Source organism: Enterobacter sp. MGH119 (genome assembly GCF_001037675.1).
In the GTDB taxonomy this organism is placed as follows: Bacteria; Pseudomonadota; Gammaproteobacteria; order Enterobacterales; family Enterobacteriaceae; genus Enterobacter; species Enterobacter hormaechei_C.
This window is the reverse complement of record NZ_KQ089929.1, coordinates 1,122,498-1,147,074: the sequence shown is the minus strand read 5'-3', so window position 1 is coordinate 1,147,074 and position 24,577 is coordinate 1,122,498. Positions and strand designations below refer to the sequence as shown.

Sequence of the window (24,577 nt, the reverse complement as noted above, 5' to 3'; positions counted from 1 at the left end):
CGACGTATCAGTATGGTTAATGGCAGCTTTTTTGACTCTGACTGCCATTCTAGTTGGTGTAGTCAGCAGGCGCTGCCGCTCTGAAAAGGAAGCGGCAGCGGATCACAGCGTTCATTAATTAACGAGTCTCAATCATGGAAAACCAGTTATTACAGGCGAAGGCAACGCGTCCTCAGTACGATCGCGACAGCCTCAAGGCACGCATTGTTCATTTAGGGTTTGGCGCGTTCCACCGCGCGCACCAGGCGGTGTACACCGATATACTCGCCGCTGAACAGGGCAGCGACTGGGGTTACTGCGAAGTTAACCTGATTGGCGGCGAACAGCAGATCGCCGATCTGAAGGCACAGGATAACCTTTATACCGTGGCAGAGATGTCTGCCGATGCGTGGACAGCGCGCGTGGTCGGCGTCGTCAAAAACGCGCTGCATGCGCAGGTCGACGGGCTGGAAACCGTGTTGGCGGCGCTGTGCGAGCCACAGGTCGCCATTGTTTCCCTGACCATCACCGAGAAAGGGTATTGCCATTCCCCGGCAACAGGACAACTGATGTTCGATCATCCGTTAATCGTTGCCGACCTGCAAAACCCCCATCAGCCGAAATCTGCGCCGGGCGTCGTGGTTGAAGCGTTGGCGCGGCGTAAGGCGGCGGGGCTGCCAGCATTCAGCGTGATGTCATGCGATAACATGCCGGAGAACGGCCACGTGATGCGCAATGTCACCTGCGCCTACGCGCGCGCTGTTGACGGCGAACTGGCCGACTGGATTGAAGCGAACGTCACCTTCCCGTCAACCATGGTGGACCGTATTGTGCCCGCCGTCACGGCTGACACGCTGGATAAAATCGAACAGCTGACCGGCGTACGCGATCCGGCAGGTGTCGCCTGCGAGCCGTTCCGCCAGTGGGTGGTGGAAGATAATTTCGTCGCCGGACGTCCAAAGTGGGAAAAGGCCGGTGCGGAACTGGTTTCTGATGTCATTCCGTTTGAAGAGATGAAGCTGCGAATGCTTAACGGCAGCCACTCGTTCCTGGCCTATCTCGGCTACCTTGCCGGTTATCAGCACATTAACGACTGCATGGAAGATGAACATTATCGCGCAGCCGCGCATGCGCTGATGCTGAAAGAGCAGGCGCCGACTCTGAAAGTGAAGGGGGTGGATTTAGCTCACTATGCTGACCTGTTGATCGCGCGCTACAGCAATCCGGCCCTGCGTCACCGCACCTGGCAAATCGCCATGGACGGTAGCCAGAAATTGCCGCAGCGGATGCTCGATTCCGTGCGCTGGCACCTGGTCCACCAGAAACCCTTCCCGCTGCTGGCCCTCGGTGTGGCGGGCTGGATGCGTTATGTCGGCGGTGTGGATGAGCAGGGTAACCCGATTGAGGTGAGTGACCCGCAGCTGGCGGTGATTCAGGCGGCGGTAAACGGTAGCGCTGAAGGCGAAAGCCGCGTTAATGCGCTGTTGGGCATTGAGGCTATTTTCGGTAACGAGCTGCCGAAGGACGCGGTGTTTGTGGCGTCGGTCATGCAGGCTTATCAGACGTTGCTGCAAAAAGGCGCGAAGGCCACGGTTGCTGAGTACGCCACCCGGCTTTAACGCTATGACATGCCGCCGTCCGCGGCGGCATGTCGGGGCGCAGCTTAGTGCATCCCCAGGCGAATCAGCTCAATCGGTTCGAACTTACCTTCGCATCCTTCCACTTCAACCGTTTTACCACGACGCACCTGCTCGGCATTAAGGCCGTCGCTGTGGATCGCTTTAATCACGCCGAACTGACCTGTGCCGCTAATCATGACGCGGCTGCCAGTGGTGATTGCATTTCGGTTACGGTCGTATGTCATCATGGTATTTTCTCCTCTCGTACTTATCCGCTACGGCGCTAATTCGACGGCTGCCGTTCACGGGGCACTATTAATACGCCTCTCTTTAACGAAATTATTTGCTTTTGATCAAGCTCACACTTTTTTCTTATTTCATGCAGGCGTTGACGGTTCAGGACACCACTTTACAAAGCGGACAGTTATTTTCCTTAATTGATAGTTTCCGGATGCAAGTGTTTAGGCTTTGTTTATATCCACAATGTCATTCTGGAGACAGAAAATAACCCTTCATCGGAAAAGGAGTCAGGCTTATGTATAAGAAAATTTTGATGCCTGTTGACGTGTTTGAAATGGATTTGAGCGATAAAGCGGTACGCCATGCGGTCAACCTCGCGAAGGCTGAAGGCGCGACGATCACCCTGGTAAACATTCTCCCTAACAGCAGCCGTTCATTACTGCGGGGGTTCAATGCCGATATTAAGAAGTTCGAAGAGTATATGACCGCCGAGTCTGATAAGAAGATGAAGGCGCTGAAACGGCTCTTTGATATGTCCCCGGAAAATATTGATTGTGAAGTTCGCTTCGGCAACGTACGCGATGAAATCTTCAAGCTCAGCAAAGAGGGGAAATATGACGTTATTGTTATTGGATCAAGAAATCCGAGCATGACAACCCATCTGCTGGGTTCAAATGCTGAAACTATCCTGCGCTACGCCACTATTCCGGTGTTAGTGGTCCGCTAATTACTTCGCCGCAACCGAAAGGGGGCGGCGAGGTTTTATTCTTCGCTGAACCACTCGCGGTTTTCCTGACGAATTAACTGAACTGACTCACTAATTTCCTGAAGGTGAAGCGTCATCGCTTTATCTACGGCTTCCACGTCGCGTTTTTCCAGCGCGCTGAAAATATCATGATGCTGGCGCAGCAACATCTCTGGCGGAGAAACATGGTCGAGGCTCATGTAGCGCACGCGGTCGATGGTCGCTTTGATGTTTTCAACGGTATCCCACGCGAGCTGGCACTCGGCGATCTGCGCCAGTTTCTGGTGAAACTCGTCGTCCAGCTGGAAAAAGTCGTTTAACTGTTTGCGGTCGATGGCGATTCGTTGCTGATGCAGGTTTTGCTCCAGCAGGTAGCACTGGTTATCGTTGATGAGCGACGCGGCGCGACGCACCACGGCGCACTCGATGGCCTGGCGAACAAAACAGCCATTCCGTACCTGCGAAAGCGAAATTTTATTTACATAGCTGCCGCGCTGTGGGCGGATCTGAATAAGGCCGTTTTCTGCGAGTTTAATAAACGCCTCGCGCACGGGCTGACGGGAAACGTCAAAACGTACCGAAACCTCTTTTTCTGAGAGTGGCGTTCCTGGTGGGATCAGGCAGCGAACAATATCACGGCGTAAGATGCGATATATTTGCTGATTAACGGGCTGGGTAGGATTAAGTTGCGATTCAGCGGCCATGGGTTGTGATTTCTCAGAGAGTTAACCTGAACATACTACCATTCTTTTCCCTGCCATCACATACCCGGCCCGCAGGCCGGGAAGGGTGAATTACCCGCGATGCACGCTGAGTCCGGCATAGGTCTGGCTGACGGGCATCATCTCAACCGTGTTGATGTTGACATGCTTCGGCAAATTCGCGACCCACCAGACGGTTTCGGTGATATCTTCCGGCGTCAGCGCATTCGCGTTTTCATAGGTTTTATCCGCTTTCGCGTCATCGCCTTTGAAACGCACGTTGGAGAATTCGGTTCCGCCTACCAGACCCGGCTCAACATCGGTCACGCGGATCGCGGTTCCGTGCAGGTCGGTGCGCAGGTTCAGACTGAACTGGCGGACAAAGGCTTTGGTCGCGCCATAGACGTTGCCGCCCGCGTAAGGCCAGCTTCCGGCGGTGGAACCGATGTTAATGATATGACCACGGTTACGTTCAACCATGCCCGGCAGCACGGCGCGGGTCATGTACACCAGGCCTTTGTTGTTGGTGTCGATCATGTTCTCCCAGTCTTCCACGCTGGCTTTGTGAGCAGGCTCCATACCCAGCGCCAGGCCAGCGTTATTGACCAGCACGTCAATTTCACGCCATTCGGCAGGCAGGTTGGCAATCATCTCTTCAATGACGGCGCGGTTGCGGACGTCCAGCTGTGCGGTCAGAATGCTGTCACCCAGCTCGTCTTTTAGCTCCTGCAAACGCTCCTGACGACGCCCCGTTGCAATCACTTTGTGTCCGTTGGCGACGAAGCGACGCGTGATGCTTTCACCAAAACCCGCTGTCGCCCCGGTAACTAAAATAATCATCTCACTGTTCCTCAACGCTTTTTGTGTTGTACTAACATAGCACGCTCTCCGGCACGTCGTTAAGGCAACATTTGTATGACGCCATTGCAGGCTGGCGCAGGCTGGCCTACTCTGGGGAGAAATACCGTGCTCAGGATTAAACGATGTCGGTCAACAATCCTTTTTTTGAAATTAGCCTGTTGCCTTATCAGGCGCCACGTTTTGATGCGATCAACGACAGCCATTATCGCCCGGCGTTTGATGAAGCAATGCGCCTGAAGCGTGCAGACATTGACGCGATTATCGCGCAGCGCGCCGCGCCGGACTTCGATAACACCGTGCTGGCGCTTGAAAAAAGCGGGGCCATGCTGTCGCGCGTGAGCAGCGTATTCTTCGCCATGACGTCCGCACACACTAACGATGATCTTCAGGCGCTGGACGAGCAGTTCTCCACCGAACTGGCCGGGCTGGCGAACGATATCTGGCTAAACGATACGCTTTTCGCCCGCGTGGAAGCCGTCTGGCAGGATCGCGAGGCGCTGGATGCCGAATCCCGCCGACTGACGGAGGAGACGTATCAGCACTTTGTTCTTGCGGGCGCGCGTCTGAACGCCGATGAAAAAGCCGAGCTGAAATCTCTGAATACCGAAGCCGCCACCCTGACCAGCCAGTTCAACCAGCGCCTGCTCGCGGCGAATAAGGCGGGAGGGCTGGTGGTGGACGATGTTCGCCAGCTTGACGGGCTCAGTGCGGAGGAGATGGCTGCCGCGGCTCACGCTGCCGCAGAAAAAGGGCTGAAGGAGCGCTGGCTGATCCCGCTTTTGAATACCACGCAACAGCCCGCGCTGGCGGCGCTGGCGTTGCGCGAGACCCGTAAAAAGTTGTTCAGCGCGGGCTGGGAACGCACTCAGAAAGGCGACGAAAACGATACGCGTGAGCTGATCCGTCGGCTTACCGCGTTACGGGCAAGACAGGCGCAGCTGCTCGGCTTTGACAACTATGCGAGCTGGAGCATTGCCGATCAAATGGCTAAAACGCCGGAAGCCGCGCTCGAATTCATGCGCGGAATAGTGCCTGCGGCGCGCGGCAGGGCTGCGCTGGAGCAGGCGGATATTCAGAAAGTCATCGACGACGAGCAGGGCGGTTTTACGGTGCAGGCCTGGGACTGGGCGTTTTATGCCGAACGCGTGCGCTCAGCGAAATACGCGCTGGATGAGTCGCAGTTCAAACCCTATTTCGCGCTCAATACCGTGCTTGAAGATGGCGTATTCTGGACCGCCACGCAGCTGTTCGGTATCCGTTTTGTCGAGCGTTTCGATATTCCGGTTTATCACCCGGATGTTCGCGTGTGGGAAATTTTCGACCACACGGGTGAAGGCATGGCGCTGTTCTATGGCGACTTTTTCGCGCGTGATTCCAAAGCGGGCGGTGCGTGGATGGGGAATTTTGTTGAGCAGTCTTACGAGTTTGCTGCGCGTCCGGTGATTTATAACGTCTGCAACTATCAAAAACCGGCGAACGGGCAGACCGCGCTGATCTCCTGGGATGATGTGATTACCCTGTTCCACGAGTTTGGCCATACCCTGCATGGTCTGTTTGCCAGCCAGCGCTATGCCACGCTTTCAGGCACCAACACGCCGCGTGATTTCGTTGAATTTCCGTCGCAGATCAATGAACACTGGGCCAGCCATCCGCAGGTGTTTGCGCACTTTGCTCGTCATTATCAAACCGGCGAACCGATGCCGGATGCGCTGCGGGAAAAAATGCTCAATGCGACCCAGTTTAACAAGGGTTATGACATGACGGAGCTATTGAGCGCCGCGCTGCTGGATATGAACTGGCACGGCATTCAGGAGCCCGTTGAAGACGTGGAAGCCTTTGAAGCCGCCGCGTTGAAAAAAGAGGGGTTGGATCTTCCAGCCGTACCGCCGCGCTATCGCAGCAGCTATTTCGCCCATATCTTCGGCGGCGGGTACGCGGCGGGGTATTACGCTTACCTGTGGACGCAAATGCTGGCGGACGATGGCTATCAGTGGTTTGTCGAGCAGGGTGGTTTGACCCGCGAAAACGGACAGGCATTCCGCGAGGCGATTTTGTCCCGCGGCAACAGCACTGATCTAGCTGAACTTTACCGGAACTGGCGCGGGCACGATCCGAAGATCGAACCGATGCTGGAGAATCGCGGATTGAGTGCGTAAGGCTTTTTTAGTGTGTAAACAGAACCGGGCGCGAGGCCCGGTTTTTTGTACGCTTTGGTCCGCTTTGTGTCTGAAAGGAACATTGAGACAAGTATAATTACGGGCCATTAGTCGCTTAAAAGAGGGTTACTGAAATAGCATCGCCAGTAACACCAGGAACAGCAGCATGACATAGATTCGTGCGTGCCAAATATCAGGTACAGCAGGTATAACCCGACGGCTAAAAACTATTCCTGCCCAGCCTGTTAGTACCAACATACCTAAAATTTTCAGGTTGATAAAACCGAGAAATCCATTCACAGGTATAGTTTGCCAGCCAATAACTGCATACGTCACGGCACCACATAGCGCGACGGGCAGGGAAAGCGGATTAGAAGCACTAATGCATTCACGCATCGCATAACCATGGCGCCGTAACAGGGGTACCGTCATTACGCTTCCGCCCACGCCAAGCAATGCGGCTATCATACCAATGGTCACTCCGCCGCCCGTTACTACAGGAAATGACAAGCGACGCAGAGAACTTCCTCCGAGAAAACCCTTACGCAACAAACAATCGCTGATTGTTGTCAGCATGTAGAAAATGAACAGCGCGCGAACAACACTCTCACTAAATATTCCTGCCAGACAGGAACCCACGATAGCCCCAATGGCTATAAACCATAGTAACGGGAATAACATTTGCGATGAAAGCTCGCAAGCTCGCCAGTTTCGATAGGTGACCCAGCCCGCGTTAAATATCATCACCGATGTAGAGGTAGCAACCGCGATATGCATGGCGTTTAGTGCCAGTTCGGTCTGCCGTAGCATTAGTTGATAAACGAATGGTACTACGACAAAGCCGCCGCCAAAGCCAAAAAGCACGGTGGTAATACCGGTAGTAAAGCCTGCCAGCGCAATGATTGCGATATCATTCAAAATCATACCCTCGACCTGAAAATGATTTCGCAGCTTATACCGGTAGCGTCCTGCTTCCCATTAGCGCCGCGCTCAATTACCTTTGTAAATCGGTCATAAGGAGACGGGTGTGCGCAACGTAAAGATTGAAGAGGTCGAGCAGCTAGATCGTGAAGTGGTAGCGATAGGCAATGACTATGTGCAGGGATTTATGCTGCCACAGCACAAACATCGCCGCGCGCAGCTGCTATATGGCGCGACCGGATTAATGCATGTCATAACCCAGGATGGAGAGTGGATTGTTCCTCCACAACATGCTGTTTGGATCCCACCCGAAACTATGCACGCCGTCAAATTTGTTGGCGTGACCACTCGCAGTCTGTATATAGAACCAGATTTCGTGAATGCCTTCTTAAAATATCCTCGTTGTGAAGTTATTAGCGTATCGCCATTATTACGTCAGCTATTGCTTGAGTCAGTGGATTTACCGCCACTGTATGAAAGCACGCGTGACCGTGCACTGATAAATCTGATGATATTGGAGCTGGCGGCTATGCCGGTTCGCGAATTCGATATTCCGCTGCCGCGACATCCGGCCCTACTGGCTCTTTGTCAGGCGTTTTTACTCAATCCCTCAATCCATGATCCAGCAGAGCGCTGGGCAAATGCGCTGTTCATGAGCGACAGCACCTTTCGTCGCCATTTCCTTAAGCAAATGGGCATGTCATTTTCTGTCTGGCGCCAACGAGCATGCGTGGTTAGCGCGCTGGCATTGTTGATAACGGGAAAACCCGTAAATGAAGTAGCCTTGACTCTTGGATACGATAATGCATCATCCTTCGCAACGATGTTCCGCCGTGTCACAGGACAGCCACCTTCGTATTATCACCCGGCATTATTCAAAAAGTTCCACGGGACAGGGCACCGATCATAGCGTCAGCTATGTACCAGCTAAAGACGCTGCCACGTCAAATTCTTTAATTCATGAGAAGGGTTAAGGTGTTAAAATCGTAGGCGTTTTGGATCTTAATACTATTAAATAATGATAAATAAAATACTGGTCAGTGCATGCCTGATGGGCCTTAAAGTCCGTTATAACGGGAAAGAGAAAGCGCAGATGACTCATCAACTTGCTCGCTGGCAACAGGAGCAGCGCCTGGTGATCCACTGCCCTGAGTTGGCTGCGGGGCTACCTGTTCCGAGACCACCCGCTGAGATTATGTCTGCTGAGGGTAAAGACGTAATGCGTGGACAAGCCAGAATAATTGAAAACACCGGAACAGATGTTACCGGGCATTATCAACTTGCAGCCTGGCTGGCTCTGCGAGCAGCACAAGAAGCAGGATGTACTGCTGCTTTGTTAACTGATGGTAGTCCAACGTGCGGAACTCAGTTTATCTACAACGGTTCTTTCAGTAATCAGCGTAAATCGGGTATGGGAGTGGCAGCGTCATTACTCTCCGAGCATGGTATTGCGGTATTTTCAGAAACTCAGTTTGCGGAGCTTGTGAACTGGATTGAAGAAAGGGAATGAACGATTCTCCAGGATTAACGCCGAGCGGCATTGCTTCCTGGTCATAATGGGTATGCAGCTCATTTTTCCATTTTATGAGCCACCTCGATTAACTCCGCCCCCTGATTCTTCACGTTCCCCACGGCGCGAGTTACAGCATGCCAAATAAACTCGTCGGCGGGTACTGTACCGTCGGCAATGATCTCTTCCGCTTTTTTCCCGCCAACATCCTGTCGCATCCATTCTCTTGCTGCTTCTGGCGACAGAACCAGCGGCCGTCGATCGTGTATATCAATGAGGCCTTTATCCGCAGCAGAGGTCACTATGAGAAATCCCTCGGCTTCATCGCCGCGCTCAAACGGCGTACTGCCGATCGCCGCCATGAATATCGGCTGCCCGTCGGCCCGATGAATAAAATACGGCTGTTTCTTGTCGCCTTCCTTTTTCCATTCGAACCACCCATCGGCAAAGCAGATCGCCCGGCCATGCTGCCAAAGAGGTTTAAACATTCTGCTGGTGGCTGCGGTTTCTACACGCGCGTTAATCAGTGGTGCTTTGTCCCACCATCCAGGCGCGTAGCCCCAGAATACCGGATCGAGGTGCAGTTGTTTGTCACGTTCGCTTAACAGCAGCACTTTGGTACCGGGCGCAACGTTGTAGCGGCCAATGGGTTCAGGGTCATATGCGATATCGCGTTCGCCTTCGTCGGCCAGGTAAGCCAGATATTCTTCACGGGTTTGGGCTTGTGCAAAACGTCCACACATAGAAACCTCCAGTCAGTCAGACTGAAAGTATAGGGCAGGGAGAAAAAGTCGCGCGGGCATGCTTCTGAGATTGAACCGATGCTGGAAAATCGCGGCCTGAATACACAGGGGTATTGTTAGTTGAAAACAGAGCCGGGCTTTGCGCCCGGTTACTCTTGTATCAACCACATATCCGACTCTTCGAACATCTCCTCGAGCATGCGGTTAAGCTTTTCACGGTCGCTTTTGCTGGCGTCGCTGTTCAGGCCGTTCGCTTGCATTGGCTTAACCGTCACGCTGGCATCAGGAAAAATCCGGTGCACGCGTTTTGTCAGCTCGGTCAGGATGATTTCCCTGGCTCCCTCCAGCCCCTGTACGTTTCGCTTGTCATAAACCAGTTCCACAAACATGATTGTTTACCTTATGGATATTACGCATGTGATTCAGCCTGAACGTAAAATACTACTGTATATGGGTACAGTCAAACGGCGTTCAGGCTAAAGCATTGTCCAGAGCAATGCAGACAGCGTTGCCAGTCCGCCCAGAACAACCAGAAACACCGTCACGCCGCGAAGCTCCGCCAGCGAGGGGCGGGTGTATATGAGGTACGCAGGGATAAGGAACAGGATCACCGCGATCAGTGGTCCGCAGAACATTTCAATCAGGCTGAGCACATCCGGATTGGCATAAACAATGCCATAGGTCAGCAGGAACAGCGCCAGAGAGGCCAGCCGCTTGCTGGCGCTGGCCTTTTTGCCGGATACGCTGGCAGCCAGCTGACCAAACGTTTGTGCGACCGACAGGCCTACGCCGAGAAAGGATTTCGTCATACCGATGATAGCGATGAGCGGGGCAATGTGGTAAATCAGGCTGAAATCACCGTTTCCTTTCATCACGGACAGCACATTCAGGTTTTCCGCCTTCGCCCGTACAAAGTTGTCATGCGGGATCCCCAGCACGCAGCTCAGCACGAAAAAGAGGATACTGGCGAAGATGGCTAAATAGGCGATGCGGATCACGAACAGTGCCTTTTTCTCGCCCTCCGCTTTCCTCTCCCGGTAGTAAGAGCTCAGCGGGGAGACCATAGGCGCACAGCAAAACGAGAAGGTAATAAGCGGCAGCGTCAGCCAGATATTTTTCAGCGTTACCGGCAGCGGCGTGGCGTTCATTTCAGCGGCCGTATCGGTCAGGTTAGACAGATGCCATCCCGGGATAAGTGATACGGCGATCAGCAGTACAGATGCCGCGAACGGCAGCGCCAGCGCGCTCATAATGGCCACGACTCTGTCCCGGCCCTTGCTAAGCACCACATAAAGTGCGGCAACCACGATAAACGACAATGGCCCACGGCTGAGGGCGGTAATATGCAGATGCTCCACCAGTATATTACTCAGCGCATTAATCAGCGCCACCCCGTAAACCAGGGTTACCGGGAAGAAGGTCACACAATAGAACAGGGTGATCAGCTTTTCACCCCGTCCGCTGAAGAAGGAGCCGAAGATCGGCAACGTGCCGTTTTCAGTCTTTTCCTCACGCATATACACGCGACAGAGGAGTAAATGGGGGATCAGGGATAACGGCAGCCCCAGCAGGAGCATGACCAGGAAAATAACCGGACCACGGGTGCCGATTTCCACGGGCAGGAACAGCGTTCCCGCCCCGACGGCTGTACCGTAGAGGCCCAGCGTCCAGATGTTATCCTGCCAGTGCCAGTTAGAGCGTGTTGTAATATTAGCTGAGAGAGTGGTGGCTTTATTCATCATATTTACCGCGTTGTTAGAGGAGCGACGACTTATTTAGTTTTTATCTGCCTGTAGTCGTTGCTGCGCCATTACACCACGGGTGGGAGGGGTTTGATTTCGCATACCGTAAACCTTATGTGTATGCCTGCAATAACTATCGTTATTCTTTGACGATGCTTTAACAGGCGGTTAATTAAGAAGGGGATTTGTTAAATTAACGAACAAATAACGACTGACTTTCCCTGCCTGCACGTCTGTTAATTAAAAAATAAAAACCCTGTTTTATTAAGTAACATAAGGCGCCATCATATTGAAGGGGGGCTTATTTAATTATTTTATTGGATGGAAAATTATCCCGTTATGCCTCAAATTAAAAAACAGGATATAGACAATCACGTAACCTGCTCGTAGCTTTCGAACTGTCTTGTAACATAACGCTATCTTTATGGTGGCGAAGGGGCACAAGGCGTCTTATGCCTGCTATTAAACGCCCCATAAAAAAATCCTCTTCTATACTCAGTTACGTTTAGTGAAATATGCCGCCGCTCCACACGTCGCGTTGCCTTAATAGCAGCGAGCAGCAGGGGCATATATCCACGAAAACGCCTTAATAATGGTCAATTTTGCATTTTTAGAGGGGGATTCCTGGTATGTTGCATTCTCAATCCTCGCGGGTCGGCAGCATGTTGCTGCTGCTGACCGCGATAATAGCCTTCGCGGTGGCGCTATACGCCTGGTGGACGCCGCTTACCGGCGTCACTGGCACCATTGGCGCACTGGGCGTGGTCATTGCCAGCGTAGTGCTGGCGATCCTGACCGTTATGCTACGCGCGGCATCGCGTCGCGGGGCGCGCGTTTTCCTGATTATTGTCACCCTGGTGGTGTTGGCGGGTATTGGTTTTGCCGCCGCGCTGCTGCACCAGTACATCATAACGGCAGCCATGGTGGTCGGCCTGATAGGTCTGATTATGCTGAGCAGCCATTCCGCCCGTTACAACCATCGCGTCAGAAGCTGAGGAGCCGCCCGTGCACAACGATAAGCATTATCCCTTCATAAAAGTCAGCATGACGGCGCTGGCGCTGCTGGTCGCTCCGCTCGCGCTACAGGCGCAGGATAAGGCCACTGAGGCCTCTCAGGGGACCCAGGAATCGCTTAACATTGATGCCGCCGATCAGCAGGCACCCGGAACCACAAAAACCACCGACGATGCCTCAACCGGCAGCGGTGACGGAAAGAAAGTCGCCTCGGCCAGCCAGCCCGCGACGCCGCTGGTGCCCGGCTCGCCCACCTGGGACAGCTTCCACGGCCAGCTTAACGCGCAGAAATACAGCCCCCTGACCCAAATTACGGCGGATAATGTCGGGAAATTAACGAAAGTCTGGGAATTCCATACCGGCGACGTCTCGGATGGTAAAGGCGATACGCCAGCTACCGTCTGGTCCGCAACGCCCATTTTCGCCAACGATACGCTCTACATTGGCACGCCATTCGATCGCCTGATTGCGCTGGATCCGGGGACGGGTAAAGAGAAGTGGCATTATGACACGAAATCGTCGCGCAAGGCGCTGACCCAGCCAGTGCTGAAAAACCGCGGCGTTTCCTACTGGCAGGCCAAAAATCCGGTGAGCGGAGAGGCATGCCAGAAGATGGTTTATATGGGCACCGTTGACGGCAAGCTCTTTGCGCTGGACGCCGATTCAGGCAAACCTTGCAGCGGCTTTGCGAATAACGGCGTGTTGGATCTGAACCAGTGGAATACCGTTAACGCGAAGTATCCGCTCTCTGTCCTGCAACCGCCAACCGTTGTCGGCAACCATCTGCTGGTGGGCTGGGCCGGGAAGGACTGGGCCTATGCCGAAGCCCCTCCGGGCACCGTATTTTCAGTCAACGCCCAGACCGGTAAGCTTGAATGGACCTTTGAGGCGATCCCGGCAGAGATTCGCAAGCGTACCGGTACCGCCAACGTCTGGACGCACATGTCCGCCGATGAGGCCAACGGGCTGGTCTATCTCCCGGTTTCATCGCCATCTCCCAACTATTGGGGCGGCAACCGCGTGGACGCTATTCCGCTTGGTACCTCGACCACCGCGCTGGACATCAACACCGGTAAAGTGGTCTGGTCCCGTCAATGGGTACACCACGACGTCTGGGATTACGATATTAACTCCGCCCCGACGCTGATGGACATCACCGTAGACGGCAAGCAGATCCCGGCGCTGATTCAGGCCACCAAGCAGGGTTTCCTGTTCGTGGTTAACCGCCTGACGGGGGAGGACGTATGGCCAATCGAAGAACGTCCGGTTCCGCAGGGTGATGGTTCGGTTCAGGGTGAAGTTCTCTCGCCCACGCAGCCGTTCCCGACCAAACCCGCACCGCTGCTCGACCAGTCGAAAAAACCGGAAATCTGGAAGCTGGCGGATATCGTCGGTGGCGGCCAGTGCTCTCGTCTGTGGGATAACCTGACCTATGAGGGAATGTATACTCCGCCGACCACAAAGGGCGAAGGCACGCTAACCTATCCTGATAGCGCGGGCGGCGTACAGTGGGGTGGGGTGGCGTTCGATCCGCAAAAACAGATCGCCATCGTCAACACCTCGCATATCGTCCAGTACGTGAAGCTCTACAGCCGCGAAGATTACGATAACGCAGACAAAGACTCCGGTAACGAAAGCGGCTTTGCCCCACAGGAAGGCGCCCCGTACGGTATGCGTCTGCTGGTGGCGAGCAACTGGCTGGGCATGCCGTGCTGGCAGCCGCCGTTTGGCGAAATCGTGGCGCTGGACATGCATACGGGCGATGTGAAATGGCGTCGTCCGGTTGGCGCCTCCCAGCAGTATGGCTTCTTCATGCCGGAGAGCTGGGGTTCACCTACCATTGGTGGCCCGGCAGTGACGGCGGGCGGCGTGATCTTCATCGGTGCTTCAATGGATGCCAAAGTGCGTGCCTACTCGGTCGAGAGCGGTGAAGAGCTGTGGTCCGATCAGGCAGAAGCGCCGGCAGTAGCGAACCCGTCAGTCTATGAATATAAAGGTCGCCAGTATGTGGCCTTCGTGGCAGGCGGGAATACGATCCTGAAGGATCAGGTGGGCGATCAGGTGGTGGTCTACGCCTTGCCGGAATAATTCATCAGGAAGGGGAAATAAGCGTGGGGCCTGCGGGCCCCACTTAGTTTTGCAATTGTCGTTTTACCGACGCGTTATTTATCGGCTGATGCGCCGGAGTGGGTTGACATCTGCTCGGCGGACTTCAGATGCTGCTCAACGACCGGCGTGTGCTCGTTGGCCAGAGCCTTCACATCCGGATCGTCGATTTTACTGGCGTCGCTCTTAAGCTTCGACAGCACCTTCTCGTGGTCCTTCACGCCAGCATATTCCATATACATCTTGTCAAAAGCGTCACCGCGCTGGTTTTCCAGCCTTGAGTTCAGGGCTTTATGCGCGGCGTCTGGCTCGGTCGGCAGCTCCACGCCCTTTTTCTGGGCAACGGTCTTAACTTTGGTCAGCGCGGCGCCGTGATCGTCGACCATTTTCTGAGCGAATGTTTTCACTTCACTGGTTTGGGCCTTGTCCAGGGCGAGCCTGGCGGCGGCGACTTCGTTGATATTGGCCTGCGCCATGTCCTTCAATGCTTTCTCGTCGCCGGAGCTGAGTCTGGCGTCCGGTTGAGCCTTGCCCGCAGTTTGAGTTTGTGCGGCGCTTGTCGTCTGGGCTTGTACGCCAACGGTGCTGAACATTGCTGCAACTGCTGATACGGCTAGCAGCCTTTTCAGGGTTTTACTCGTGTGCATATTGTTCTCCTGATGGTCATGGTACAGGTAAGTTTCGGTTGCTTCAGGCGCAACCGGACAGATAAATGCTCACTACAAGGGTCAGTATAGTAGATGAAACTGCTGCACCCGCCGTTCAGGTCAGTGATGGCTGGTCGTGATGCTCAATTCTTCTACAATATTGATACGGATCATTTACATATTTGGTGCTAATGTTAAATATATAGATTCATCAACAGGAGGAATGATATGAAAAAAGCACTATTAGGGAGTGTATTGGCTTTAACAGTAGCAAGCTTCGGCGCATCTGCGGCAGATATGATTTCCAAGGATGAAGCGCACCACTTCAAACTTGAATACCTTGGTAATGTATCTGTAGGGGCTTCAGGTGGACAAATTTCTTCACCTTCAGATCTTCATCAAAAACTCTCAAAACTGGCAGACGAGAAGGGCGGGAAATACTACGTCATTATCGCTGCCCGCGAGCATGGCCCTAACTTCCAGGCCGTCGCAGAAGTCTTTAAATAATTTTTTCGAATACCACAAAAACCCGCTTCTGGCGGGTTTTTTGTTTACAGACAGCCAAAAAAATGCCCCTGATGCGGGGCGAGTTTAAGTCAAAACTTTTCTTATGTTTATGTGCTCTAAGGCTTTGGGACAATAACAGCTTGTTCAAATAATGCAACATAAATGCATGTTTAAATGTGACGGCTCCATCATTCTGCTCATCTTAAGGTTAATGCAGCATACGTAACGCAGATAGTCTACGCTTTACAAAGGGTTATGGTTAAAACCATTTAGAGAATGGATACAGTTAACGGTCGTAAGAGGTAAAGATGAAAGTTGACGCACTGACACAAAAGGCAGAGGAAGAGATTTCAGCGCTTATAGCCAAAAAAATTGCAGAGTTACGAAAAAAAACAGGGCAGGAAGTTTCTGAAATAGAGTTTATCGCTCGTGAGGCCATGACGGGCCTCGAGGGGTATGAAGTAAAAATCAAACTCCTGTAAGCGTTTCTTCCTGAAATGGTCGCTCAATTCTTGCCGCAAAAGAGAACCGGGCGTGATGCCCGGTTGTATTATGGATAATCATCGTCTTTATGAGCGAATAAATGTCAGTATATCGGCGTTTATGGTATCTGCATGCGTGGTATGCATCCCATGCGGGAAGCCTGGATAAATTTTGAGTTCGCTGTTTGCGAGCAGCTTATCCTGTAGAAGGGCGGCATTTTTATAGGGGACAACCTGATCGTCATCACCCTGCAACACAAGGACGGGAACCGTAATGGCTTTAAGATCGTCCGTCTGGTCGGTCTCTGAAAACGCCTTAATGCCTTCATAGTGGGCTTTGGCGCTACCGATCATTCCCTGACGCCACCAGTTCTGGATTGTGCCCTGCGAAACCTCTGCTCCGTCTCGGTTAAATCCATAGAAAGGACCGCTGGCGACGTCGAGGTAAAACTGGGCGCGGTTAGCGGCCAGCGCCTGGCGGAAGCCGTCAAACACCTCAATGGGCGTTCCGCCGGGGTTAGCGTCTGATTTTACCATCAGCGGAGGAACGGCGCTGACCAGTACCGCTTTGGCCACTCGCCCCTGAGGTTGGCCGTACTTCGCAACGTACCTGGCGACCTGGCCCCCGCCGGTGGAGTGGCCGACGTGCACTGCATTACGCAAATCAAGGCTTTCGACCACGGCCGAGGCGTCGGAGGCATAATGATCCATATCATGACCTTCACTCACCTGATCGGAACGACCATGACCACGACGGTCGAGGGCGATGACGCGGAAGCCTTCTGCAAGGAAAAAGAGCATCTGGTTATCCCAGTCATCGGCGCTCAGCGGCCAGCCGTGATGGAAAACGATCGGCTGCGCATCCTTCGGACCCCAGTCTTTGTAATAAATACTGACACCATCTTTCGTTGTTACGAATGCCATATTTCAGACTCCTCTGCTAATGGCAAAAACGTGTGAAGGCTAAGTAAATAGCCCAGCATTTAGGGACGTAATAAAACTGACTTATATTAATCTTATTACTGATATATCCGCTTAAAGTGTAGAAGGGTTCCTGAAAACAGTTATAGATTAAATTTGTATGGTCATTATTTATTTTTAAACGAAATATCCCCTAAACCAGCCGGGGCACTGTGTTATTTTTCTCGCGTGGTGAATCCCCCTGTGCGGAGGGGCTAAACAGCACGTGTAGCTTAGGCAATCAGTAGCGGGTCAAGGTGGCTGGCCAACGACTCACCGGGAGGCACCCGGCACCACACATACGTTAAAGCTTGAATCTCGCTGAATTTATTAGGGATGGTGTATGAAGTTGGGCTTTTTGGCTGGAGCAGTGCTGGCAACCTGGTTGTCTTTAACCTACCCGACGCAAATGAGAGCTGTTTTTGAACAACTGGTTACGATAGTGCAGCAAATCACGCAGCCTTCATCAGAGTCTCATTCTGATATGGTCACACCGGAACAGTCATATCCTTGATTGTTATATTTACGGTGAACGTTACCCGTCTTAATAGTTAACCTGTGCTTATTTTTCTGATGGGCTTGTTATTGGCCGGGCAGAGGTTACCGCCACCCGGCCTGACGGTCTTAAACGATCGCGTTAGGGCACGCTTCGCCCTTATCAAGCTGCTGTAAATTCCCCAGCGTGGTTTCCGATATACTGATCAGCGCTTCGGCGGTCAGAAACGCCTGGTGGCCGGTGAACAACACGTTGTGGCAGGCCGACAGGCGACGGAACACGTCATCCTGAATCACGTCGTTAGATTTATCCTCAAAGAACAGGTCGCGTTCGTTCTCATACACATCCATACCCAACGCGCCAATTTTTTGCGTTTTCAGCGCTTCGATAGCGGCCTGAGAGTCGATCAGTCCACCGCGGCTGGTATTGATGATCATCACGCCGTCTTTCATCTGGTCGAACGCCGACTGGTTAAGCAGGTGATAGTTTTCCGGGGTCAACGGACAGTGCAGGGAGATAACATCAGACTGCGAGAAGAGCGTTTTCAGATCGACATACTCCACGCCCAGCTCCAGCGCAGCGGCGCTAGGGTACGGATCAAACGCCAGCAGGCGCATGCCAAATCCTTTCAGGATGCGTAGGGCGGCCACACCAATTTTGCCGGTACCGATCACGCCTGCGGTTTTACCGTACATGGTAAAGCCGGTCAGCCCTTCCAGAGAGAAGTTAGCATCACGGGTGCGCTGATAGGCACGGTGAATACGACGGTTGAGCGACATCATCATCCCGACGGCATGTTCAGCCACGGCTTCCGGAGAATAGGCTGGGACGCGAACGACCTTCAGACCCAGCTCTTTGGCGGCATCGAGATCGACGTTGTTAAAGCCCGCGCAGCGCAGGGCAATGTATTTCACGCCCTGTTTTTTCAACTCTTCCAGCACCGGTCGGCTACCGTCGTCGTTAACGAAGATACACACGCCTTCGCAGCCGTGAGCGGTTTTAGCCGTCTTTTCAGTCAGCAGAAAGTCGAAAAATTCAAGATCGAAACCGTACGTCTCGTTAACATGTTGCAGATACTTTTTGTCGTACTGCTTTGTGCTATATACCGCGAGTTTCATAAGACTTTCTCCAGTGATTTTGGAACCACGTTAGCATGTTTAAAATTATCTTACAATTTTTCAAAATTCATTGAAATCAATAAGTTCTATGAATTATTGTAGAGCATCTACTCTTAAAAATGGCATTACCTTCAACTGACTGGCTAAACATGCGACAATGAGCGGTAAGAACGGCTTATTTTTTTCGCAAAATCAGGATATTAACTGCCCATGAAGGGTAAATACAAAGCCGCAATCGCGCTATTACTGCTGCTATTACTCGTGCCGCTGACGCTGCTGATGACGCTCGCCCAGTGGGTACCCACGCTTGCCGGGATCTGGCTCCCTGTTGGAACGCGCATCGCGTTTGAAGAAAGCCCACGGCTCACGCGCCACGCCCTGATCATCCCCGATCTCCGCTATCTGGTAGAAGAGTGCGAAATTGCCCGTGTGGAAAACGTGACCCTGTCACACCCCAGCCGTTGGGATCTTGATATTGGCGCACTTGAACTTAACTCTGTCTGCCTGAGCAAATTACCGCAGTCAGCGTCCTCAACGGTGGCGCCGAAAACGCTGGCGCAGTGGCAGGCCATCCTGCCCAACACCTGGCTGACCATCCACCGCTTTACCCTTTCTCCCTGGCAGCAGTGGGAGGGTGAGCTGCATGCTTCACTCACGCCAGCCCGCCAGGACATCACTTATAACGGCGAGCAGGTGAGCATTAAGGGGCAGTTGCGCGGCCAGACGCTCTCCATCAGCCAGTTCGATGTGCAACTGCCGGATCAGCCGCAGCCCGTGAAGCTGATCGGTGAATTTACCCTGCCGTTGGTACCGGACGGCGTGCCGGTGAAAGGGCATACGGTCGCGACCTTTAACGTGCCACAGTTATCCTCGCTGGTCGATGCCGATCTGGACTGGGAGGACAATCAGGGCCAGCTGGTGGTCATGGCGCGGGACAACCCCGATCCACTGCTCGATTTACCGTGGCAGATCACCGCTCAGCAGTTAACCATCAGCGACGGACGCTGGAACTGGTCAGCCTCCGGTATGCCGATGAGCGGTCGCGTCGGGCTGAAAGTGGATAACTGGCAGCAGGGGCTGGAGAAAGCCACCTTCACGGGGCGGCTCAACGTGCTGACCCAGGGTGATGCGGGGAAGGGCAACGCGGTGCTGAATATTGGTCCCGGCTCGCTCAGTATGGAAAACAGCGCTATGCCGCTGCACCTGAGCGGGGAAGCCAAGCAAAACGATCTGATCCTGTATGCCAGCCTCCCGGCGAAGCTGACCGGCAGCCTTTACGATCCGCAGCTTACGTTTGAACCCGGCGCATTATTGCGCTCGCGCGGGCGCATCATCGACTCGCTGGATATCGATGAGATCCGCTGGCCGCTGGCAGGCGTGAAGCTCACGCAGAAGGGCGTGGACGGCCGCCTGCAAGCCATTCTGCGGGCGCATGAAAACGAGATGGGCGATTTTGAGCTGCATCTGGACGGCCAGGCTAACGACTTTTTACCGGACAACGGTTTGTGGCAGTGGCGCTACTGGGGTAAAGGGAATTTCACGCCGATGAATGCGCGCTGGGATGTCCGGGGAACCGGGGAGTGGCGCGACAACGTTATCGAACTGACCGATCTTTCCACGGGGTTCGACAAATTGCAGTACGGTACGATGCTGGTCAGCAAGCCGCGCCTGGTGCTGGATCACCCGGTGCGCTGGTCGCGGGACCCGGATAACCCCACCTTTAGCGGCGCGCTCGCGCTCAATGCCGGGCAAACAAGCTTCTCGGGCGGAAGCGTGCTGCCGCCGTCCGTTTTGACCTTCAGCGTTGACGGGACAGACCCGACGGTGTTCCAGTTTAAAGGGAACCTGCATGCGGACGACATCGGCCCGGTCCAGGTGAATGGACGCTGGGATGGCGAACGCCTTCGCGGTCAGGCCTGGTGGCCAAAACAGTCTCTTACGGTGTTCCAGCCGCTGATCCCGCCAGACTGGAAACTGACCCTGCGCGGCGGCGAAATGTACGCACAGGTGGCTTTCTCAGCGGCCTCCGATCAGGGGTTTGAGGCCGGGGGGCACGGGGTGCTGAAAGCGGGCAGCGCGTGGATGCCGGATAACGAAATCAACGGCGTTGATTTTGTTCTGCCGTTCCGCTTAAGCCAGGGTACCTGGTCGCTGGGCACGCGCGGGCCGGTAACGTTACGAATCGACGAGGTAAAAAACCTGGTCACAGCCCGAAATATCACCGCGGATCTCCAGGGCGATTATCCCTGGACCGAAGCGAACCCGCTCCTGCTCACCAACGTGAAGGTGGAAGCGCTCGGCGGGAAAATCACCATGCAGCAGTTGAGAATGCCGCAGCACGATCCGGCTTTACTACGCGTGGATAATATTTCCTCCAGCGAACTGATAAGCGCGGTGAATCCGAAGCAGTTTGCCATGTCCGGCCCGGTGAGCGGCGCGCTGCCGTTCTGGCTGGACAATGAAAAATGGATCATTAAAGATGGCTGGCTGACCAACCCGGGGCCGATGACGCTGCGCATCGACCAGGACACGGCGGATGCCATTGTGAAAGACAACGTGGTTGCCGGGGCGGCGATCAACTGGCTCCGCTATATGGAAATTTCGCAGTCGTGGACAAAACTCAATGTGGATAATCTGGGTGTGTTAACCATGCAGGCGGCCATTAAAGGCACCAGCCGCGTCGAGGGCAAAAGCAGTTTCGTAAACCTGAATTACACCCATGAAGAGAACATTTTTACCCTCTGGCGCAGCCTGCGCTTTGGGGACAATCTGCAAACATGGTTTGAGCAACATGCGGCGATACCCCTTCTCCGCGGTTCGACAGGCAAGGAAAGTGAGGAACAACAATGAAAAAGAGGGCTGGTGTACTCACCGTGGCCGTCGTCGCGCTGCTGTCAGGCTGCACGCCGCGCATTGAAGTGGCGGCGCCCAAAGAGCCGATCACTATCAACATGAACGTGAAAATTGAGCATGAAATCCATATCAAGGTGGATAAAGACGTTGAAGCCCTGCTGAAATCCCGCAGCGATCTGTTCTGAGGATGCCATGAAACGATTAGCTCTGATGTTACTGGCGCTGGGGATGAACGTTCACGCCGCCACGCTTACGCTCAACGATGCACGTGCCCAGGGGCGCGTAGGGGAAACCCTGAGCGGCTATCTTGCGCCCGTTCAGCACGACGCTGAAACCCTGGCGCTGGTGAGCCGTATCAACGCCGCACGCACGGAAAGTTACCAGCAGTTAGCTGACAGCAATAATTTGCCCGTCGACGAGGTGGCGAAAATGGCGGGACAAAAGCTGGTGGCGCGCGCCCAGCCGGGTGAATACGTGAAGGGGATTAACGGCAAGTGGCTAAAAAAGTAACTAGCGGTAACGCTTACGGTATTCGCCCGGCGAAACCCCGAAACGCTGCTTAAAGGCGGTGGAAAAATGGCTATGGTCGGTAAAGCCCCAGCTGTAGCCAATGCCCGCGAGCTTTTCGTCATCGCTGATGGAACGCAGCGCCTGAGCGCATAAATCGAGGCGACGGTTCTTAATATACTGCGCCACCACCAGCCCTTTCCCGGCAAACATGCGGTACAAGCTCCGCACGGACATGCCGCTCTCTGAGGCTATCCACTCCGGTCTTAACGCCTCCGACTGAATATGATCATCAATCAGGGACAGAACGTGGCGGAACTGACGCTCCTTGCGCGGCAGCACCTCGTGTTGCTGCTGGAAGGCCGGACGCAGCAGACACACCATCGCCTCCAGCGCCGCTTCGCTTTCGCTGGCGCTGAGATCGGCATTGCCCATGCTCTCCTGTAGCAGCCGGTAGCTCAGCTGTACGGTAGGCAGACTGCGGGAGAGGGGCAGCGCGCACCTCACTTCCTGAAAACGCGCGTGTTGCTCAATGATTTGTCGCGGGAGCAGCAGCGAAATCTGGCGGGAACGCTCCTGCCAGTAAATGGAGCACGGGCGGGAGGCGTCAATCAGCGTGATATCCCCGGCTTTCAGCATCGCGCGCTGGTTGTCCTGTTCGATTCCGGCGCTGCCTTCCAGCTGAAACACGGTGTAGAACCAGGCGTCGTTGCCGTTTTTGATCTCCTGACGGGTGCGAAAAAGGTTAACGCCTGCGGCGGTCACCGTGCTCAGCTTCAGACTTTGGGTATAGCTGGTTTCCAGTTCGCCGAGAAACGCCCCCTCTAACGGACGTGCCGCAAAGCGCCCACAAACCTGGTTAATTTGCGCCAGCCACTGCTGAAAATTGTCCTGTTCGCTTGCACACGCCATTGATGTTCTCGCTGCACCGTCACTGTTTTCGCATTGTTGCATTTATGTTGCATTTTGTCAGGGCTACGAGGCTGACTATAGGAAAGAACACTCAACGGTTACAGCGATATAAGTGGGAATTATCACGATTTGCGGAGCCTGTCACAGCTGACAAAGCGAATGTCACACAGACAAAAGCAGGAATGCGATTCCCCTCTTAGACTGCATACACACCCTGCGAAGCATAACGAAGGAGTATCCTATGTCCGAATCACACGTCGCCATCCTGCCAGGCGTGCAGCAGTTTTTAGATCGCCAGCACGGCCTGTGGATCGAAGGGCGTCAGGCGGCATCCGACAGCGAAAAGCGCCTGAACGTCTACAACCCGGCGACCGGAGAGGTTATTGCCTCCACCGCCGATGCCAGCGTCGATGATGTCGATCGTGCGGTGATGTCTGGCTGGCGCGCCTTTGTCGCCCGAAGCTGGGCAGGGCGTCTGCCGGCAGAGCGGGAACGCATCCTGCTGCGGTTTGCCGATTTGGTGGAACAGCATGGCGAAGAGCTGGCACAGCTCGAAACCCTGGAGCAGGGGAAATCCATTAACATCTCCCGCGCCTTCGAGGTGGGATGCACCCTGAACTGGATGCGCTACACGGCAGGGCTGACCACCAAAATTGCCGGTAAAACCCTCGATCTCTCGATTCCACTGCCGCAGGGCGCGCGTTATCAGGCGTGGACGCGTAAAGAGCCGGTGGGAGTCGTGGCGGGGATTGTGCCGTGGAACTTCCCGCTGATGATTGGCATGTGGAAAGTGATGCCCGCGCTGGCGGCAGGTTGCTCCATCGTGATCAAACCCTCGGAAACCACGCCGCTCACCCTGTTACGGGTGGCGGAACTGGCGAGCGAGGCGGGGATCCCGGATGGCGTGTTCAACGTGGTGACCGGTAGTGGCGCCGTCTGTGGCGCGGCGCTGACCTCGCACCCGCGCATTGCCAAAGTAAGCTTTACCGGTTCGACGGCGACGGGCAAGCAGATTGCCCGCGTGGCTGCGGATACGCTAACGGGCGTGACGCTGGAGCTGGGCGGCAAAAACCCGGCCATCGTGCTGAAAGACGCCGATCCGGCGTGGGTAATTGAAGGGCTGATGACCGGCAGCTTCCTGAATCAGGGGCAGGTCTGCGCGGCCAGCTCGCGTATTTATATTGAGGCTCCGCTGTTCGACACGCTGGTCAGCGGCTTTGAACAGGCCGTGAAATCTCTGAGCGTCGGGCCGGGCATGTCGCCGGATGCGTTTATCAACCCGCTGGTGTCGCGCGCCCATTGCGATGAGGTTCAGGCGTTCCTGGATGAGGCGAAGGCGCACAATGCGGAGCTGATCGCCGGGAACCGGGGGCCAGACGGCAAAGGCTATTACGTTTCGCCAACGCTGGTGGTCAACCCGGATAATCATCTGCGACTGACGCGTGAAGAGGTCTTCGGGCCGGTGGTAAACCTGGTTCGTGTGGACGACGGGGAAGAGGCGCTTCAGCTGGCGAACGACACTGAATATGGCTTAACGGCCAGCGTCTGGACGCAGAACATCAGTAAAGCGCTAGCGTATACCGACAGGTTACAGGCAGGAACCGTGTGGGTGAACAGCCACACGCTGATAGACGCCAACCTGCCGTTCGGCGGCATGAAGCAGTCTGGCACCGGGCGCGATTTCGGCCCCGACTGGCTGGATGGCTGGTGTGAAACCAAGTCGGTGTGTGTGCGGTATTAATAAAACGCCGGGTAAGG

General features: G+C 54.4%; 24 protein-coding genes. 13 read left to right on the top strand and 11 right to left on the bottom strand.

The window, feature by feature from the left end; translation table 11 throughout:
• Positions 1-134: 134 nt before the first annotated feature.
• Positions 135-1,598, top strand: a complete 1,464-nt coding sequence (locus tag SK53_RS05315; RefSeq protein ID WP_003857406.1) for a mannitol dehydrogenase family protein — start codon at positions 135-137, stop codon at positions 1,596-1,598.
• Positions 1,599-1,642: 44 nt separating this feature from the next.
• Here SK53_RS05315 and ydfZ read toward each other — a convergent pair whose 3' ends face one another.
• Positions 1,643-1,846 carry a putative selenium delivery protein YdfZ gene (ydfZ, locus tag SK53_RS05310; protein WP_003857405.1) on the bottom strand — a complete coding sequence of 68 codons (204 nt, stop codon included), beginning with the start codon at positions 1,844-1,846 and terminating at the stop codon, positions 1,643-1,645.
• Positions 1,847-2,133: 287 nt separating this feature from the next.
• On the opposite strand from ydfZ, the gene SK53_RS05305 reads away from it, so the two are divergent.
• A complete protein-coding gene (locus tag SK53_RS05305) occupies positions 2,134-2,565 on the top strand; it encodes a universal stress protein (RefSeq protein WP_048208721.1) in 432 nt (143 codons plus the stop codon).
• 35 nt (positions 2,566-2,600) lie between these two features.
• Here SK53_RS05305 and SK53_RS05300 read toward each other — a convergent pair whose 3' ends face one another.
• Complete coding sequence (locus SK53_RS05300; RefSeq protein ID WP_003857403.1) at positions 2,601-3,287, bottom strand: GntR family transcriptional regulator; 687 nt, start codon at positions 3,285-3,287, stop codon at positions 2,601-2,603.
• Between the two features lie 90 nt (positions 3,288-3,377).
• Positions 3,378-4,124, bottom strand: coding sequence for a bifunctional NADP-dependent 3-hydroxy acid dehydrogenase/3-hydroxypropionate dehydrogenase YdfG (gene ydfG, locus SK53_RS05295; protein WP_003857402.1), 747 nt, complete (start codon positions 4,122-4,124; stop codon positions 3,378-3,380).
• 143 nt (positions 4,125-4,267) lie between these two features.
• Here ydfG and dcp point away from each other — a divergent pair, with 143 nt between their 5' ends.
• Positions 4,268-6,301, top strand: coding sequence for a peptidyl-dipeptidase Dcp (dcp, locus tag SK53_RS05290; protein WP_048208718.1), 2,034 nt, complete (start codon positions 4,268-4,270; stop codon positions 6,299-6,301).
• A gap of 126 nt (positions 6,302-6,427) precedes the next feature.
• On the opposite strand, the gene SK53_RS05285 is transcribed toward dcp, so the two are convergent.
• A complete protein-coding gene (locus SK53_RS05285) occupies positions 6,428-7,219 on the bottom strand; it encodes a sulfite exporter TauE/SafE family protein (RefSeq protein WP_045336409.1) in 792 nt (263 codons plus the stop codon).
• Between the two features lie 109 nt (positions 7,220-7,328).
• On the opposite strand from SK53_RS05285, the gene SK53_RS05280 reads away from it, so the two are divergent.
• Together SK53_RS05280 and SK53_RS05275 are read left to right on the top strand one after the other, a co-directional pair.
• On the top strand, positions 7,329-8,132 hold the full coding sequence (locus SK53_RS05280) for an AraC family transcriptional regulator (protein WP_039268873.1): 804 nt from the start codon (positions 7,329-7,331) through the stop codon (positions 8,130-8,132).
• Positions 8,133-8,240: 108 nt separating this feature from the next.
• Positions 8,241-8,732: a 2-thiouracil desulfurase family protein gene (locus SK53_RS05275; protein WP_003857394.1), complete on the top strand. Its 492-nt coding sequence runs from the start codon at positions 8,241-8,243 to the stop codon at positions 8,730-8,732.
• A gap of 59 nt (positions 8,733-8,791) precedes the next feature.
• Here the strand turns inward: SK53_RS05275 and SK53_RS05270 are convergent, their stop codons facing one another.
• The 3 genes from SK53_RS05270 to SK53_RS05260 form a co-directional block, all read right to left on the bottom strand.
• The gene (locus SK53_RS05270; protein WP_032609110.1) at positions 8,792-9,475 is read right to left on the bottom strand and encodes an SOS response-associated peptidase; all 684 of its coding nucleotides are present in this window, start codon (positions 9,473-9,475) and stop codon (positions 8,792-8,794) included.
• 149 nt (positions 9,476-9,624) lie between these two features.
• Positions 9,625-9,864 (bottom strand): DinI family protein, encoded by a 240-nt coding sequence (locus SK53_RS05265; RefSeq protein WP_045342839.1) that lies wholly within the window; start codon positions 9,862-9,864, stop codon positions 9,625-9,627.
• Between the two features lie 87 nt (positions 9,865-9,951).
• Positions 9,952-11,214 carry an amino acid permease gene (locus SK53_RS05260; RefSeq protein ID WP_080461310.1) on the bottom strand — a complete coding sequence of 421 codons (1,263 nt, stop codon included), beginning with the start codon at positions 11,212-11,214 and terminating at the stop codon, positions 9,952-9,954.
• A 632-nt stretch (positions 11,215-11,846) separates the two neighbouring features.
• On the opposite strand from SK53_RS05260, the gene SK53_RS05255 reads away from it, so the two are divergent.
• Together SK53_RS05255 and SK53_RS05250 are read left to right on the top strand one after the other, a co-directional pair.
• Positions 11,847-12,212: a hypothetical protein gene (locus SK53_RS05255; protein WP_022651139.1), complete on the top strand. Its 366-nt coding sequence runs from the start codon at positions 11,847-11,849 to the stop codon at positions 12,210-12,212.
• A gap of 10 nt (positions 12,213-12,222) precedes the next feature.
• A complete protein-coding gene (locus SK53_RS05250) occupies positions 12,223-14,319 on the top strand; it encodes a pyrroloquinoline quinone-dependent dehydrogenase (RefSeq protein WP_048208715.1) in 2,097 nt (698 codons plus the stop codon).
• Between the two features lie 74 nt (positions 14,320-14,393).
• Here the strand turns inward: SK53_RS05250 and SK53_RS05245 are convergent, their stop codons facing one another.
• Positions 14,394-14,984, bottom strand: coding sequence for a DUF4142 domain-containing protein (locus SK53_RS05245; RefSeq protein ID WP_048208713.1), 591 nt, complete (start codon positions 14,982-14,984; stop codon positions 14,394-14,396).
• A gap of 228 nt (positions 14,985-15,212) precedes the next feature.
• Between SK53_RS05245 and SK53_RS05240 the strand changes: the two genes are divergently transcribed.
• Together SK53_RS05240 and SK53_RS22520 are read left to right on the top strand one after the other, a co-directional pair.
• Positions 15,213-15,491 carry a YdgH/BhsA/McbA family protein gene (locus tag SK53_RS05240; RefSeq protein WP_003857380.1) on the top strand — a complete coding sequence of 93 codons (279 nt, stop codon included), beginning with the start codon at positions 15,213-15,215 and terminating at the stop codon, positions 15,489-15,491.
• A gap of 308 nt (positions 15,492-15,799) precedes the next feature.
• On the top strand, positions 15,800-15,973 hold the full coding sequence (locus SK53_RS22520; protein ID WP_003857379.1) for a GnsA/GnsB family addiction module toxin: 174 nt from the start codon (positions 15,800-15,802) through the stop codon (positions 15,971-15,973).
• Positions 15,974-16,060: 87 nt separating this feature from the next.
• Here the strand turns inward: SK53_RS22520 and SK53_RS05235 are convergent, their stop codons facing one another.
• Both SK53_RS05235 and SK53_RS05230 read right to left on the bottom strand, forming a co-directional pair.
• Positions 16,061-16,897: an alpha/beta fold hydrolase gene (locus SK53_RS05235; protein ID WP_023324588.1), complete on the bottom strand. Its 837-nt coding sequence runs from the start codon at positions 16,895-16,897 to the stop codon at positions 16,061-16,063.
• 660 nt (positions 16,898-17,557) lie between these two features.
• A complete protein-coding gene (locus SK53_RS05230; protein ID WP_003857375.1) occupies positions 17,558-18,547 on the bottom strand; it encodes a 2-hydroxyacid dehydrogenase in 990 nt (329 codons plus the stop codon).
• Positions 18,548-18,757: 210 nt separating this feature from the next.
• Here SK53_RS05230 and SK53_RS05225 point away from each other — a divergent pair, with 210 nt between their 5' ends.
• From SK53_RS05225 to SK53_RS05215, 3 genes are read left to right on the top strand one after another with little or no spacing between them, the layout of a single operon-like run.
• Entirely contained in the window at positions 18,758-21,397 is a 2,640-nt protein-coding gene (locus tag SK53_RS05225) for a YdbH family protein (protein WP_048208710.1), read from the top strand.
• Positions 21,394-21,585, top strand: a complete 192-nt coding sequence (locus SK53_RS05220; protein ID WP_003857369.1) for a YnbE family lipoprotein — start codon at positions 21,394-21,396, stop codon at positions 21,583-21,585. The genes SK53_RS05225 and SK53_RS05220 overlap by 4 nt, the downstream gene beginning before the upstream one ends.
• A gap of 7 nt (positions 21,586-21,592) precedes the next feature.
• Positions 21,593-21,910 carry a YdbL family probable chaperone protein gene (locus SK53_RS05215; protein ID WP_022651144.1) on the top strand — a complete coding sequence of 106 codons (318 nt, stop codon included), beginning with the start codon at positions 21,593-21,595 and terminating at the stop codon, positions 21,908-21,910.
• On the opposite strand, the gene feaR is transcribed toward SK53_RS05215, so the two are convergent.
• Entirely contained in the window at positions 21,911-22,819 is a 909-nt protein-coding gene (feaR, locus tag SK53_RS05210) for a transcriptional regulator FeaR (RefSeq protein ID WP_023314084.1), read from the bottom strand.
• Positions 22,820-23,060: 241 nt separating this feature from the next.
• Here feaR and SK53_RS05205 point away from each other — a divergent pair, with 241 nt between their 5' ends.
• The gene (locus tag SK53_RS05205) at positions 23,061-24,560 is read left to right on the top strand and encodes an aldehyde dehydrogenase family protein (RefSeq protein ID WP_048208708.1); all 1,500 of its coding nucleotides are present in this window, start codon (positions 23,061-23,063) and stop codon (positions 24,558-24,560) included.
• Positions 24,561-24,577: the final 17 nt, after the last annotated feature.